Annotated in this window: 9 protein-coding genes and 1 tRNA gene; 9 read left to right on the top strand and 1 reads right to left on the bottom strand. The window is 49.8% G+C overall.

The genetic code is table 11. The annotated features are described in order from the left end of the window. Positions 1-3 precede the first annotated feature (3 nt). Both hda and G516_RS0104775 read left to right on the top strand, forming a co-directional pair. The gene (gene hda, locus G516_RS0104780; protein ID WP_028292703.1) at positions 4-705 is read left to right on the top strand and encodes a DnaA regulatory inactivator Hda; all 702 of its coding nucleotides are present in this window, start codon (positions 4-6) and stop codon (positions 703-705) included. Positions 706-791: 86 nt separating this feature from the next. After that, a complete protein-coding gene (locus G516_RS0104775; RefSeq protein ID WP_028292702.1) occupies positions 792-1,415 on the top strand; it encodes a hypothetical protein in 624 nt (207 codons plus the stop codon). Between the two features lie 91 nt (positions 1,416-1,506). On the opposite strand, the gene G516_RS0104770 is transcribed toward G516_RS0104775, so the two are convergent. Then, positions 1,507-2,691, bottom strand: a complete 1,185-nt coding sequence (locus tag G516_RS0104770; protein ID WP_322785980.1) for a pyridoxal phosphate-dependent aminotransferase — start codon at positions 2,689-2,691, stop codon at positions 1,507-1,509. A gap of 135 nt (positions 2,692-2,826) precedes the next feature. Between G516_RS0104770 and uvrB the strand changes: the two genes are divergently transcribed. From uvrB to G516_RS21045, 7 genes are all read left to right on the top strand, one after another. After that, positions 2,827-4,860, top strand: coding sequence for an excinuclease ABC subunit UvrB (gene uvrB / locus G516_RS0104765; protein WP_028292700.1), 2,034 nt, complete (start codon positions 2,827-2,829; stop codon positions 4,858-4,860). Positions 4,861-5,098: 238 nt separating this feature from the next. Next, a tRNA-Val gene (locus G516_RS0104760) sits at positions 5,099-5,175 on the top strand. Positions 5,176-5,575: 400 nt separating this feature from the next. Further along, positions 5,576-8,386: a type I restriction endonuclease subunit R gene (locus G516_RS0104755; protein ID WP_028292699.1), complete on the top strand. Its 2,811-nt coding sequence runs from the start codon at positions 5,576-5,578 to the stop codon at positions 8,384-8,386. Between the two features lie 12 nt (positions 8,387-8,398). Beyond that, positions 8,399-10,057, top strand: a complete 1,659-nt coding sequence (locus G516_RS0104750; protein ID WP_028292698.1) for a type I restriction-modification system subunit M — start codon at positions 8,399-8,401, stop codon at positions 10,055-10,057. Then, entirely contained in the window at positions 10,054-11,589 is a 1,536-nt protein-coding gene (locus tag G516_RS0104745) for a restriction endonuclease subunit S (RefSeq protein ID WP_028292697.1), read from the top strand. Before G516_RS0104750 ends, G516_RS0104745 begins: the two co-directional genes overlap by 4 nt. A gap of 3 nt (positions 11,590-11,592) precedes the next feature. Beyond that, on the top strand, positions 11,593-13,416 hold the full coding sequence (locus G516_RS0104740; RefSeq protein WP_028292696.1) for a restriction system-associated AAA family ATPase: 1,824 nt from the start codon (positions 11,593-11,595) through the stop codon (positions 13,414-13,416). Continuing rightward, on the top strand, positions 13,416-14,546 hold the full coding sequence (locus tag G516_RS21045; RefSeq protein ID WP_051218933.1) for an HNH endonuclease: 1,131 nt from the start codon (positions 13,416-13,418) through the stop codon (positions 14,544-14,546). Before G516_RS0104740 ends, G516_RS21045 begins: the two co-directional genes overlap by 1 nt. Positions 14,547-14,581 lie beyond the last annotated feature (35 nt).

The raw sequence follows: 14,581 nt of genomic DNA, 5'->3' as shown, positions 1-14,581 counted from the left end.
ATCATGGCGACGCAGCATCCTCAACTAACCCTTTCTGTCAGTGTTCGGGATGATGCCCGAATCGCCAACTTCTACGCTGGCCCCAACGAGGAATTGATTCAGGCGTTGCAGCGTCAGTGGACTACCTCGGGCGATGCCTACCTGTTTATCTGGGGCGAGCCGGGCAGTGGCCGTAGTCATTTGTTGCAGGCCGCCTGTCACTATGCCGATGGCCTGGGTCATCGCAGTGTGTTCTTGCCTCTGAAAGAGCTGAAAGATTACGGCCCGGATGTGCTGGACTCGATGGAGCAGTACCCTCTGGTGGTGCTGGACGATCTCGATTCTGTGCTGGGTGACGATGCCTGGGAGTTGGCGTTGTTTCACCTGTTCAATCGGGTGCAGGACAACGACGGCCATCTGATCATTGCTGCGCAGGATTCTCCGCAAACCATCCATCTACGGCTACCAGACTTGAAGTCCCGCTTGCAGTGGGGTGTTACCTACCACTTGCAGTCACTGCATCCGGAAGAGCGGGCGCTGGCGCTGGTGTTGCGTGCACGACAGCGTGGCATTGTACTGGCTGAGGATGTGGCGCGTTTTATCGTCTCCCGAGGGCCGGAAGCGATGGAAGGGCTGTCGGATATCCTCGATGTGCTGGATGCGGCTTCTCTCAGCCAAAAGCGCAAATTGACCATTCCGTTCGTGAAGGAAGAAATGGACTGGTAGGTCCAACGTTGCTTGCGGTACAGTTTTGCCAAAGAAACCGCCCATTGTTCTTGTTGGGCGCTTAACTTCAGGGAATCCCGTCAGGAATGAACAAATTCAACTGGTTTGGTGTAGCTGCCTGTTTGGCGATCAGTGGTTGCAGTGGCAATAGCTACATTCCAATGACGCAAGAGCTGCGTCAGCAAGAACAACTGACCATCAGCGAACTCAAGTCCCTGCAGTACTTTATTTGCCCTGGTTTAAGCATTCATTTCCACGACACGATTGACGACAGTCTGGTTGAGAAAGGCGTCCTGATTCAGCGGGATGGCCATCGCGACGTGCGTGTAGAGCTGGAAAACTGGGCGCCTGCAGTGGGGCTGCACGCAACCGATAATCTGGTGGCGGTGAGCCTGGAGCGTGGATTGGCGCTGCCGTTTGGTGTTGATGAAGGCGCGACGCAGGGCGACTATGAAATCCTGGGCCGTATGAACGGCAAGGACTTCGAAGTTTATTACGACGGTAACTGGTACGAAGTTCAGCCGGGCGATGCCGTTGAGTGTAACGAACAGTTGTATCGTTACCCTCAACTCTGGGTTGACACCCAAGCCCTCAAGGCCATTGTGGATGAGCGCCGTAAGCTCGATGGTCGCTATGTCGATGAGTATGTTGGCAAGGAAGAACGAGAGGCCAGCAAGTACAAGAAGAAACAGGGTGGGGTGCCGAAGTAGCAGCTGCGCAGTCTTTTTCTTGAAGCCTGTTCAAGGCCAATAAAAAACCCGCCGAAGCGGGTTTTTTTATGCCTGATGCTTGCTTGCTGGATCAGTCCAGTGCTTTCTGCAGGCGCGCAATGGCATCTTCAAGTTTTTGCATGCTGGTCGCGAATGACAGACGCATAAAGCCTGGAGAGCCAAACGCAGAACCTGGAACCATGGCCACGCCAACGTCGTTCAGGATCTTCTCGGCAAATTCCACATCGCTGTCGATGCCAGCGGCTTCCATTGCACCCTTGAAGCTAGGGAAGGCGTAGAAAGCGCCGTCGCCAGTGATGCACTCAACGCCTGGCAGTTCGTTCAAGGCGGCGATCAGGTAATCGTGACGCTTCTTGAATTCAACCAGCATTGGCTCAATGCAATCGTGACCGCCGTTCAGGGCCGCTTCCGCCGCTACCTGAGAGATGGAGGTCGGGTTGGACGTGGACTGCGACTGGATCTTCTTCATCGCGCCAATCAGCTTGGCCGGGCCTGCGGCGTAACCGATACGCCAGCCCGTCATGCTGAAGGCTTTGGATACGCCGTTCAGAACGATGGTGCGATCGTACAGTTCCGGGCAAACATTCAGGATGTTGCAGAATTCGAACTCTGCCCACCAGATCAACTCATACATGTCGTCGGTGGCGATCATCACCTGTGGGTGCTTCAGCAGCACATCCGCCAGCGCCTTCAGTTCTTCAGGGCTGTAAGCCTGACCGGAAGGGTTGGACGGGCTGTTCAGAACCACCAGGCGGGTTTTCTCAGTGATGGCCGCTTCCAGTTCGGCAGCCGTCATCTTGAAGCTGTTGTCCATGGAGGTTTCAACAATCACAGGCGCGCCTTCACCCATGATCACCATGTCCGGGTAAGACACCCAGTATGGGGCAGGGATGATGACTTCATCGCCCGGGTTCAGCAGAGCCAGTGACAGGTTGAAGAAGCTCTGCTTGCCACCACAAGACACCAGAATCTGGTTTGGCTGGTAGTCCAGGTTGTTGTCGGTCTTGAACTTCTTGATAATGGCCTGTTTGAGGGACGGAGTGCCGTCAACTGCGGTGTATTTTGTGAAGCCCGCGGTAATGGCATCCTGAGCAGCTTTCTTGATGTGCTCAGGAGTATCAAAATCGGGTTCGCCGGCGCCAAGGCCAATAATGTCCTTACCTTCCGCACGCAATTCGGCAGCACGGTTGGTGACTGCCAGCGTTGGAGAGGGCTTGATCTGTTGGACGCGTTCAGACAGTTGCAGATCCAAAATGTATTCCTCAAAAACAGGCGGGAAAAAGAAATCGGGGCTTCAGGCAGCGCAAGGTGCAAATGCAGAATGATGTCTGCCCCGGAATTTTGTCAAACCGCGAAATGTTACTAAATTTACTGACATACTGGAATCCCTATGAGCAAGACTTTTGAGCTCAACTCCAAATATGCCCCGGCGGGCGACCAGCCCAACGCGATCAAAGGGCTTGTAAACGGCGTGAACGCCGGTTTGCTGAAGCAAACCCTGTTGGGGGTAACGGGTTCCGGTAAAACCTACACCATGGCCAACGTGATTCAGCAGTGCCAACGCCCTGCCATCATTATGGCCCACAACAAAACCCTCGCCGCGCAATTGTACGGAGAGTTCAAAGAGTTCTTTCCGAACAATGCGGTAGAGTACTTTGTTTCCTACTACGACTACTATCAGCCAGAAGCCTACGTACCAGCGTCGGATACTTTTATTGATAAAGACGCATCCGTGAACGAGCACATCGAACAGATGCGACTGTCGGCCACCAAGGCGCTGATGGAACGTCGTGATGCCGTGATTGTGGCCACGGTATCGGCCATTTACGGCTTGGGTGACCCGGATTCGTACCTGAAAATGATGCTGCACCTGGTGCGTGGCGATCAGGTTGACCAACGAACGATACTGCGCCGATTGGCCGAGCTGCAATACACCCGTAACGACATGGATTTTCACCGTGGCACCTACCGGGTGCGCGGCGAGATCATTGACGTGTTCCCGGCCGAAAGCGACGACGAAGCCGTGCGCATTGAACTGTTCGACGACGAAGTGGAAAACATCTCCAGCTTCGACCCGCTGACTGGTGAGGTTTACAGCAAACTGGCCCGCGTCACCATCTACCCGAAAACCCACTACGTGACCCCGCGTCAACGCATTCTGGACGCCATCGACGGTATCAAGGTGGAACTTGACGAGCGACTGGCGTACTTCCGCGACAACAACCTGCTGGTGGAAGCCCAGCGACTGGAGCAGCGTACTCGCTACGACATCGAAATGATGCAGGAACTGGGTTACTGCTCGGGTATTGAAAACTATTCCCGCTACTTGTCCGGACGTGAAGAAGGCGCGCCGCCGCCAACCCTGTTTGACTATATCCCCAAAGATGCGCTGGTGTTCGTCGACGAGTCCCACGTCACGATTCCGCAAATCGGCGGCATGTACCGTGGTGACCGCTCTCGTAAAGAGACGCTGGTCGAATTCGGCTTCCGTTTGCCATCGGCGCTGGACAACCGTCCGATGCGCTTTGAAGAATGGGAATCCATCGTACCGCAGTGCGTATTCGTATCGGCCACACCGGGACCATATGAAAAAGACCACCAGGACAACGTGGTGGAACAAGTCGTGCGCCCAACCGGTCTGGTTGACCCTGTGATTGAAGTGCGTCCAGCCACAGGCCAGGTGGACGATGTATTGCACGAGTTGAACGAGCGGGTGGAAAAGGGCGAGCGAGTACTGATTACCGTGCTGACCAAGCGTATGGCCGAAGACCTGACCGATTTCCTTACCGAACAACAAATTCGGGTGCGCTACCTGCACTCCGACATCGACACCGTTGAGCGGGTCGAAATTATCCGCGACCTGCGACTGGGCGAGTTCGACGTACTGGTGGGCATTAACCTGCTGCGGGAAGGCCTGGACATTCCGGAAGTCTCGCTGGTGGCGATTTTCGATGCCGACAAAGAAGGCTTCCTGCGCTCTGAGCGTTCATTGATTCAGACCATTGGCCGTGCCGCCCGAAACCTCAACGGTAAAGCCATTCTGTACGCCGACAACATCACCGACTCCATGCGCAAAGCTATGGACGAGACCGAACGTCGTCGCGCCAAACAGATCGCCTTTAACGAAGAAAACGGCATTACCCCGCAAGGCATCAAAAAATCCGTCGAAGACATTCTGGAAGCCGCGCCACCACCGGGCAAACGCGGAAAAGGCGGCAAAACCCGCGGCAAGAAAGTGGCCGAACAAGGCGCAGCCTACGGCGACACCGACTGGCGCACCATGCCAGCTGCACAACTGGCCAAGGAAGTTGCCAAAGTGGAAGACCAGATGTTCAAAGCCGCCCAAAACCTGGAATTTGAAACCGCCGCCAAACTACGCGATCAGCTGCACGAGATGAAAGAGCAAATAATCAGCAACAGCTAACGGCTGTTGCTGCTGGTTAGCTGTGGGAGGTCGCTTGCGGCCGAGGTGAAAAATCACCTTGGCCCCCGCGCCTGTCGAATGGAAAGGACTTGGCCTTTCTATGCGACAGCAACGTAGGTTGGGCCCCGCCCAACACCCTTCATGCGGCTAAAACCCCGCCAACCCCTTCTTTTTGAAACAAAAAATTCAACAAAAGGCTTGCAAAGAAAAACCCCTTGGGTAGTATACGCAGCACTTCAGGACTATAGCTCAGTTGGTTAGAGCGCTACCTTGACATGGTAGAGGTCCCCAGTTCGAATCTGGGTAGTCCTACCAAGAATTTATGCTGTTAAATCAGCGACTTAGAAGCCGACTTAACCGTCGGCTTTTTTGTTTTTCCCGACTGAAAACTTCTCTGTGCCTTGAATGTGCCCAAAACGTGTGAAAAAACGGTTTTTCGAATCGTTCATTCTTTAGCCAAATTGACCTCTGCCTCAGTGCCTACGACTAATTAGTATGTTGGTCTTACAGAATCACAACGCTGCCGCTACGTACCGACAACTGGTAATTAAGAGTTCTAGGGTATGTATCGAGAAAGTCTGGGCATTTTTTGTGATATGCCAGTCCATTATTCTGTAATCGGATGCCAGTCATACACTGAATCTTGTCAATCACTGGAGTCCAGAGCTGGTAATATTCCATGATCAAGACGGGCTGCATGGAAGGTAGATAACACATGAGTATAACCGAAGCACAAACCCGCTCAGAGCTCATAGACAAGCAACTCGGCCTAGCTGGCTGGAACGTCAAAGATCCCACTCAGGTCGTCGAAGAGTTCGCTATTGTTACTGCATTGCCCGAAGGCGTGGCCGAGCCTCGAACGCCCTATGAAGGTCACCAATTCAGCGACTACGTACTCTTGGGAAAAGATGGCAAGCCACTGGCGGTAGTCGAAGCCAAAAAAACCGCCAAAGATGCCGCCATTGGCCGCGAGCAGGCAAAGCAGTATTGCTACAACATCCAGAAGCAGCTGGGTGGCGAGCTGCCGTTTTGCTTTTATACCAACGGCTACGAACTCTATTTTTGGGATTTAGAAAATGCGCCACCACGCAAAGTCGTGGGTTTTCCTACTCGGGATGATTTAGAACGCTTCTCTTACATTCGCCGTAACCGTAAACCTCTCAAACAGGAATTCATCAATACCTCGATTGCTGGTCGCGATTACCAAGTACGTGCCATTCGCTCGGTACTCGAAGGTATCGAAAAGAAAAAGCGCGATTTTCTGCTGGTAATGGCTACCGGTACCGGGAAGACGCGCACCTGCATCGCCCTTTCCGATGCACTGATGCGCTCAGGTCATGCCGAAAAAGTACTGTTTCTGGTGGACCGCATCGCGTTGCGCGAGCAGGCTCTAGCCGCCTTCAAAGAACACATACCCAACGAACCGCGCTGGCCCAACGTCGGTGAAAAGCTGATTGCCAAAGACCGCAGAGTGTATGTGGCCACCTACCCAACAATGCTCAATATCATCCGCGATGAGTCACAACATCTCTCACCGCACTTTTTTGATTTTATCGTGGTCGATGAAAGTCACCGCTCAATCTACAACACCTTTGGTGAAGTGCTCGATTATTTTAAAACCATCACCATGGGTTTAACCGCCACACCTACCGACATAATCGACCACAACACCTTTGAGCTGTTTCACTGCGAAGATGGTACCCCCACCTTTGCCTACACCTACGAAGAAGCCGTTAACCACGTGCCGCCCTACCTCTGCAATTTTCAGGTGATGAAAATTCAAACCAAGTTCCAGATGGAAGGCATCAGTAAGCGCACTATTTCATTAGAAGACCAGAAAAAGCTGATCCTGCAAGGTAAAGAGATTGAAGCCATTAACTTCGAAGGCACTCAGCTGGAAAAGCAAGTGATAAACAGGGGCACCAATACCTTGATTGTCCGTGAGTTTATGGAAGAAGCGATCAAAGATGCTAACGGCGTACTGCCCGGCAAAACCATCTTCTTCTGCGCCACTAAAGCCCACGCTCGCCGTATTGAAGAAATCTTTGACAAACTCTATCCGCAGTACCACGGCGAGCTAGCCAAAGTACTGGTATCTGATGACCCGCGAGTGTACGGCAAAGGCGGTCTGCTCGACCAGTTCACCAATAACGACATGCCGCGCATTGCCATCAGCGTGGATATGCTCGATACCGGTATCGACGTGCGCGAAATCGTCAACCTCGTGTTTGCCAAACCCGTTTACTCCTACACCAAGTTCTGGCAAATGGTTGGGCGTGGCACCCGATTGCTTGAAGCCAGCAAACCCAAACCCTGGTGTCTGGAAAAAGACATCTTTTTGATTCTCGATTGCTGGGATAACTTCGAATACTTCAAGCTCAACCCCAAGGGCAAAGAGCTTAAACCCCAATTACCGCTGCCCGTTAAACTCGTTGGATTACGACTGGATAAGATCGAAGCTGCGAATGACGCTGGCCTTGGCGACACGGCAGCGCGCGAAGTTGCCAAACTGCGTACGCAAATTGCCGCCTTGCCGCAGAATTCCGTCGTAATCAAAGAAGCTGCCGCAAAGCTTGCGCGCCTGAATGATGAGAACTTCTGGCTCACGCTTAATCACGACAAGCTCGAATTCCTGCGCGCCGATATCAAGCCCTTATTCCGTACCGTGTCTGAGACCGATTTCAAAGCCATGCGCTTTGAACGTGACCTGCTGGAATACTCACTGGCACTGATACATAAAGAGCGACAGGAAGAAAAAGAACAAGGCGAAACCCTCAAAGAAGGCATCGTCGAGCAGATCAGTGAGCTGCCATTATCGGTGCCCTTTGTAAAACTCGAAGAAGAACTGATTCGAGTCGCGCAAACGCCGCTGTATTGGAGCAAGGCAGACGAGGATCGCTTTGACGAGATGGTGGCCAAACTCGGCCCGTTAATGAAATTTCGCGAGCAAAACACCGGGCAGGAACAAACCCATCTCGATTTAATGGACGAGATTCACAAAAAAGAATGGGTGGAATTTGGCCCGCAAAACGAAGCGGTGAGCGTCACTCGCTATCGGGAAATGGTCGAAAGCCTAATTGAAGAGCTCACCGAGCATAACCCGATAATACAAAAGCTCAAAAACGGTGAAGCAGTCAATAGTGAGGAGGCCAATCAACTGGCCGAACTATTGTATGAAGAGCACCCGCACATAACTGAAAACCTGCTGCGCCAGGTGTACAAAAACCGCAAGGCGCACTTTATTCAGTTTATTCGCCATATTCTGGGTATCGAGGTATTAAAAAGCTTTCCGGATGAAGTCAGTGCCGCTTTTGATCAATTTATTCGATCCCACACCACACTCAACAGTCGTCAGCTGGAATTTTTAAATCTGCTGAAAAACTTCATTGTCGAGCGCGAAAAAGTTGAGAAAAAAGATTTAATCAATGCGCCCTTTACGGTGATTCACCCGCAGGGTATACGCGGCGTATTCAGCCCCGCCGAAATCAACGAAATTCTGCTGCTAGCCCAAACGCTGGCCGCTTAAGAAGGCAAATCCATGTTACAGAACAACCCTGAGCTCAAAAGCAAAATCGACCAGCTGTGGAATAAATTCTGGAGCGGCGGCATCAGCAACCCGCTCACTGCCATCGAGCAGATCACCTATCTGCTATTTATGAAGCGCCTCGATGAGTTGGATTTAAAACGCCAGGCCGATGCCGAATGGACAGAAGAAGCTTACACCTCCAAATTTGAAGGCCAATGGATTCCGCCGGAATACCGCAATTGGGAAAAACCGGAACAATACGCCATTGAAAAACAAACTCTGCGCTGGAGTGAGTTCAAGCGCATGCAGGCCGAAGAAATGCTGCAGCATGTACAAGGTAAAGTCTTTCCGTTTTTAAAAGACTTAAACGGTGCGGAAAGCAACTTTACCCACCACATGAAAAACGCCGTGTTTATCATCCCCAAGCCAGCGCTGTTGGTAGAGGCTGTCAAAACCATCGATGAAATTTTCGCAGTGATGGAAAAAGACTCTGCGGAAAACGGACAGGCCTTTCAGGATATTCAGGGAGACGTCTATGAAATGCTGTTGTCGGAAATCGCCACCGCCGGTAAAAACGGCCAGTTCCGCACCCCGCGCCATATCATCAAGCTACTGGCCGATTTGGTGCAGCCACAACTGGGCCATAAAATTGCCGACCCAGCCTGTGGTTCTGGCGGCTTCTTGCTGGGTGCTTATCAATACATTGTTACCCAACTTGCAATCAAAGCCGGAGCGAACAATTTAACGCCGGATGAAGACGGCTTTGTGCGCACCTCGGTAGCGGCCGCGCTCACCGAAAAAGCCCAAGCCATCTTAAGCGCCTCGCTGTGGGGGTACGACATCGACAGCACCATGGTGCGTTTAGGCTTAATGAACCTAATGATGCACGGCATCGACGAGCCCAATATCGACTACAAAGATACCCTGAGTAAAAGTTACACCCAGGAAGCCGAATACGACATCATCATGGCGAACCCGCCCTTTACAGGTAGCATCGATAAGGGCGACATTAACGAAAACCTGCAACTCTCCACCACCAAATCCGAATTGCTGTTTGTCGAGAACATCTATCGTCTACTCAAAAAAGGCGGCACAGCCGGGGTGATTGTGCCGCAGGGTGTGCTGTTTGGCTCCGGCAAAGCTTTTAAGGATTTGCGTAAAATTTTGGTCGAGCGCTGCGATTTAAAAGCCGTGATCACCATGCCCAGCGGCGTGTTTAAACCTTATGCCGGTGTCAGTACCGCGATTTTATTATTTACCAAAGTCTGGGGACCAAAAGACAAGGTCACGCAAGCTGCTACTGAAAACGTCTGGTTTTACGAAATGGCTGCCGACGGTTATTCGCTGGATGACAAGCGAGCTAAACAAGAAGGCTACGGTGACCTGCAGAACATTATTGAAAAATACCATGCGCGCAACGTTGAAACAGATACAGACAGAACAGCAAAGAGCTTTATGGTCTGTTGCAGCACAATTGAGGCAGAAGGTTACGACCTGTCTCTCAATCGCTACAAAGAAGATGTATTTGAAGAAGTTCACTACGATGCGCCCAGCATGATCTTAGATCGGCTGATTCAGGCCGAAGTGGGGGAAGTGGATGACGCAGAATTAGCGAACGTGCAGAGTGGTATTGTACGTGAGTTGTTGGAATTGAAGGGGATGGTGGGATGACACAGACTCTAGGTTCAGCAATCACTATATCGAAGGGAAAGAAACATGAAATTAATGAATCACCCTCTAGTGACGCAAAACGCCTAATTGGTATTGATGACCTCCGCAATGATGATCTGCTTCGCTACACAGACGATAGGAAGGGGGTGGAAGCCGTTCCAGAAGATGTGCTAATCGCATGGGACGGGGCTAACGCGGGAACCATTGGTTATGGAAAGAGTGGTTTCATAGGTAGCACAATTGCTAGGCTGCGTATTAAGCCAGAATCGAAGTTGTTTACGCCATTCTTGGGGATATTCCTCAAGTCGCAGTTTGACTTTTTGCGCAAGACGGCAACAGGAGCAACTATTCCGCATATAAATCGAAAAGCCCTTGAAGGCATACCTTTACCTAAAATTGAGCGTGACGATCAGATCCGCATTGCCCATCTGCTCGGCAAGGTGGAGGGGCTGATCGCCCGGCGTAAACAACATCTGCAACAACTCGACGACCTGCTCAAAAGCGTGTTTGTGGAGATGTTCGGTGATCCAGTACGGAATGAGAAAGGTTGGGGTAAAAAGCCATTCAGTGACTTGTTATCAGACATCGAAAGCGGAAAAAGCCCAAAGTGCGAGGCTAGACCTGCTGCCGAGGAAGAGTGGGGGGTTTTAAAACTGGGTGCGGTGACTCGTTGCGTATTTGATGGCAATGAGAACAAAGCCCTCCCTGTGGAACACTCGCCAACCGTGAAGCATGAAGTAAAAGCTGGTGACTTATTATTCAGCAGAAAAAACACATACGAATTAGTAGCTGCGTGCGCATATGTGTACGAAACACGTCCTCGGCTATTAATGCCGGATTTGATTTTTCGATTTGTATTCAAAGAAGATGCTGGGATTAACCCAATTTACATTTGGAAGCTGCTAACGAACAATTCTCAACGAAAAGCCATACAGGCTTTTGCAGCTGGAGCAGCTGGTTCAATGCCTAATATATCAAAGGCAAATCTTAAAACAGCTCAGTTACCTGTTCCACCAATCGACATCCAAAACCAATTCGCTATCATCGTCGAAAAAGTCGAATCCCTGAAATCCCTTTATCAACAAAACTTAAATGATCTCGAATTCCTCTATGGCGCACTCAGCCAACAAGCATTTAAAGGTGAGCTGGATTTATCGCAAGTACCACTGATAGAAAGTAACCAACCTGAGGATAATGATCCCCAGGAAATCCAACCGGGCTCAGACATCACCGAGACCAAACATAAAAACACCATCTTATTGGCAAGCCAGAATGGCCGATTAAAGCTAGTTCGACAGGAACTTGAAAAGGCCATTAATGCTTTATACCCAGACGAAGCTTTTGATGTGAATTTTTTCTGGATCGAATTATTAGGTAACTCCATTGAATTCGTCGATGAAAACAGCGATGTATTTGGTCTTCCTGATTACGAGAGTCTTAAAAACTGGATATTTGAAAAGCTTGATTCTGGCGAGTTGGGGCTGCGGTATGACGAAATAATGAATGTGGAATTATATAAGTTGGCGAAATAGCTTATGAAGCTACTAAGAATTAAAATCACGGACCCAAACGGATTTCGCAGCATCCCCTGCGGCTTTGAGCATCACTTTCGCAACGAATGGACGCTGCAAGAGGAGCCGACAAGTCACGAAGGCTTTGCCCCGTTTGTTTGCGCAGGCCCGAATGGCAGCGGTAAATCCAATCTGCTGGAAGTATTGGGCGCGATTTTTTACCACATGGAATGCCTGTATCTGGATAATCTGCCCGATACCTTTACCTACGATGAAGATCAAAATCCCCAAGGCTTTCAGGGCAGTAAAGCCAAACCCGATGGTTTTGAGCTGGAATACCTAATTAAGCCCGCTGAAGCTATTAAGGTGAAGGGCTATGACGGCATGGCACGTGTATGTATTAAAAAAGCTCCCGGAGAGTCACCCAAGTGGTGGCTACTGAACGTTAACGATGAGGATTCAGAACAACCTACCGAGCTAACAATGGGTAGAACTGATGCCCGCCAGCTGCTACCGGATTACGTGTTGGGTTATTCTTCCGGCGAAAACGAAATTTTAAGCCTGCCATTTTTTAAAATGCGCTTTATCCAGTTTGATGAATACTGGAATGCACTAAACCAGCAATTGCCTTACCCCGGTTATCCGGAAACCCGCATGGCGTATCTGGATAACAGCTTTAGTCAGGCAATTTTGCTCTGTAATTTGTTATTTCAAGACGATGCCACTCTACATACGTTTCGTGAAGATGTGGGTATTGAAGCGCTTAAGGAGTTTCGAATTATCCTGCGCCGAAGGATCGAATTAACTGCTGAACAGTTTGAAACCTTTGCTCTAGAAAATGAAAAATCGGTTGATATTGTTACTCAGCGTAATCAGGCACTCAGTGTCTTCTACGATGAAGAAGAACAAAGAGAGCGTTATTATCTGAATCTTTTGTATAACCTCGATAAAACCGAAGATTCAAACGAAAAGGTAGACCCTATATTGGAGCGACTACGACGTTGCGCTACCTTAAGCTATGAAGACGATAGCAACGACACGCTGATCCTTGATTATTGGGTAAACAAAGCCACCAAACAGGCCTTTCGTGAAAACTTCAGCAACGACCCTTTGTCGTTATTCCAAGCCTTTCAGGTGCTGTTAACATTAAATCTCTACACCGTTGACGAGTCATTAAAAGCGGATTTATACCAGAGCAATAGTCACTATGTAAGCGAAACCGTACCCACCTTGGCATCAGACGAGCGCATTATGCGCTTCAAAAATTTCTACTTTGCTAAGGAAGGTAATGAAGAGCCCATGCTGATGAAAGAATTATCCGACGGCGAGCACCAGCTATTGCATAGCCTTGGTCTGTGCCTGCTGTTTCGCAATACCAATAGCCTGTTTTTGCTCGACGAGCCGGAAACTCATTTTAACCCTGATTGGCGCGCTAACTTTATTAGCCGTTTGCGCCAGTGCTTCCCGAAAGATGGCGGTGCCAGCCAGGAAATGCTTATTACCACGCACACCCCATTTTTAATTTCTGACAGTAAACCAGACAAGGTTTTGATTTTTAGTAAAGATCAAACTACACGTGAAGTAAGCATCACTCACCCCGAATACAATACGCTGGGAGCATCGATCAATAAAATCACCATGAAGACCTTTGGAAAGCGAGAAACCATCGGTGGCTATGCTCAAGGGATTTTGGATGATCTACGCGAGCGTTTTGAGCAAGGATACGAGGATAATGAAACTTTGATCAACGAAATTCACCAGCAACTGGGTGACTCGGTTGAAAAGCTCTTGCTGATTAAAGCCATTCTCGCTAGCGAGGAAGATGGCGACACGGAGGGTGAACACTAATGTTGTTTGCCTACACCTATGTTCCACATCAAATGGAAAAGATGCAGGAATTTATTGATTTTATTTTTGATCAGGTGTGGTGCCAAGCGCCAATCAATGGGCCTTTCGGCTTGAACCTTTTCGATGCTAAGCCTGAGTTAAAGGAAGTCATGGAAGCCTTCTTTTACTCCGATGCAGCAGGCGCAGATTTTTTCTACGGCCATGTTCAGCGCATCCACGGACTATTTGCCACTTTAAATGCAGCTGATATTGCACAATTCCAATCCTGGTTCCGAGGAAATAATGACGTGCAAAAAGTCTGCGACAATGACCCCACTATACAGCTTGCTCGCTACTCTGATATACCAATAAGCCAAGCCAATCTGGCAGCGCAACTGGGTAGTTTCTTCAAAGGTTTGTACTCGCAGCGTCTTTTAGACCTTGCCGCACTGCGCGCAAAAATCGGTGATATCGACGACCATTACCAAACCTTCATGCAAACCAACATAGCGGGGAAATGTCCCTTTTGCGGCATCAACGATTTGCTGGGCGAATACCACAGCAAGCGCGAAGCCTACGATCACTACTTACCCAAAGCTATTTACCCTTTTAATTCAATCAACTTTAAAAATCTGGTGCCAGCCTGCCATCACTGTAACAGCAGCTACAAAACCAGCAAAGACCCGGTCTACACTCCTAAAGACCCTGCTCGCTTGACTCACCGTCGTGCCGTTTTTTATCCATATTCAACTGAGCCACATGCCATCGACATTACCGTCGATTTGGCTAAGACAGATGTCGCCAACCTGACCCCAGCAGATATCAACCTGCAATTTGGCCCTGCGGTGTTGAACGAACAAATTGAGACTTGGAAAGATGTCTACGGCATTGAAGAACGTTACAAAGCCAAACTCTGTAGCGAAAGTGATGGAAAATACTGGGTCACACAAGTATTGGATGAATGGACTGAGGATGGCCGTGAACCTGACCAGTTTTTAAAAACCTTAAAGAGACAAACTAAAAGAAACCCTTTCGCAGAATGTAACTTCCTTAAGAAATCTTTTCTGGAGTCATGCCAAAATAAAGGTCTTTTTAATGTGCCTCCGAAGCCTACGACAAATATAGCTTCAGGCGGAGGGGACAATTTATGAACGCGAATTCTGCAGAAGCCCTTGTTTAAGCCCAT

The sequence above is a fragment of the Oceanobacter kriegii DSM 6294 genome (assembly GCF_000422845.1).
Taxonomy (GTDB): Bacteria; Pseudomonadota; Gammaproteobacteria; order Pseudomonadales; family Oceanobacteraceae; genus Oceanobacter; species Oceanobacter kriegii.
This window is presented reverse-complemented; position numbering and strand designations above follow the sequence as displayed.

What these genes read in the sequence shown, in the direction of transcription:
- hda (WP_028292703.1), top strand. Translation starts at nt 4, where the DNA reads ATGGCGACGCAGCATCCTCAACTAACCCTTTCTGTCAGTGTTCGGGAT.
- G516_RS21045 (WP_051218933.1), top strand. Translation starts at nt 13,416, where the DNA reads ATGTTGTTTGCCTACACCTATGTTCCACATCAAATGGAAAAGATGCAG.
- G516_RS0104775 (WP_028292702.1), top strand. Translation starts at nt 792, where the DNA reads ATGAACAAATTCAACTGGTTTGGTGTAGCTGCCTGTTTGGCGATCAGT.
- uvrB (WP_028292700.1), top strand. Translation starts at nt 2,827, where the DNA reads ATGAGCAAGACTTTTGAGCTCAACTCCAAATATGCCCCGGCGGGCGAC.
- G516_RS0104755 (WP_028292699.1), top strand. Translation starts at nt 5,576, where the DNA reads ATGAGTATAACCGAAGCACAAACCCGCTCAGAGCTCATAGACAAGCAA.
- G516_RS0104740 (WP_028292696.1), top strand. Translation starts at nt 11,593, where the DNA reads ATGAAGCTACTAAGAATTAAAATCACGGACCCAAACGGATTTCGCAGC.
- G516_RS0104750 (WP_028292698.1), top strand. Translation starts at nt 8,399, where the DNA reads ATGTTACAGAACAACCCTGAGCTCAAAAGCAAAATCGACCAGCTGTGG.
- G516_RS0104745 (WP_028292697.1), top strand. Translation starts at nt 10,054, where the DNA reads ATGACACAGACTCTAGGTTCAGCAATCACTATATCGAAGGGAAAGAAA.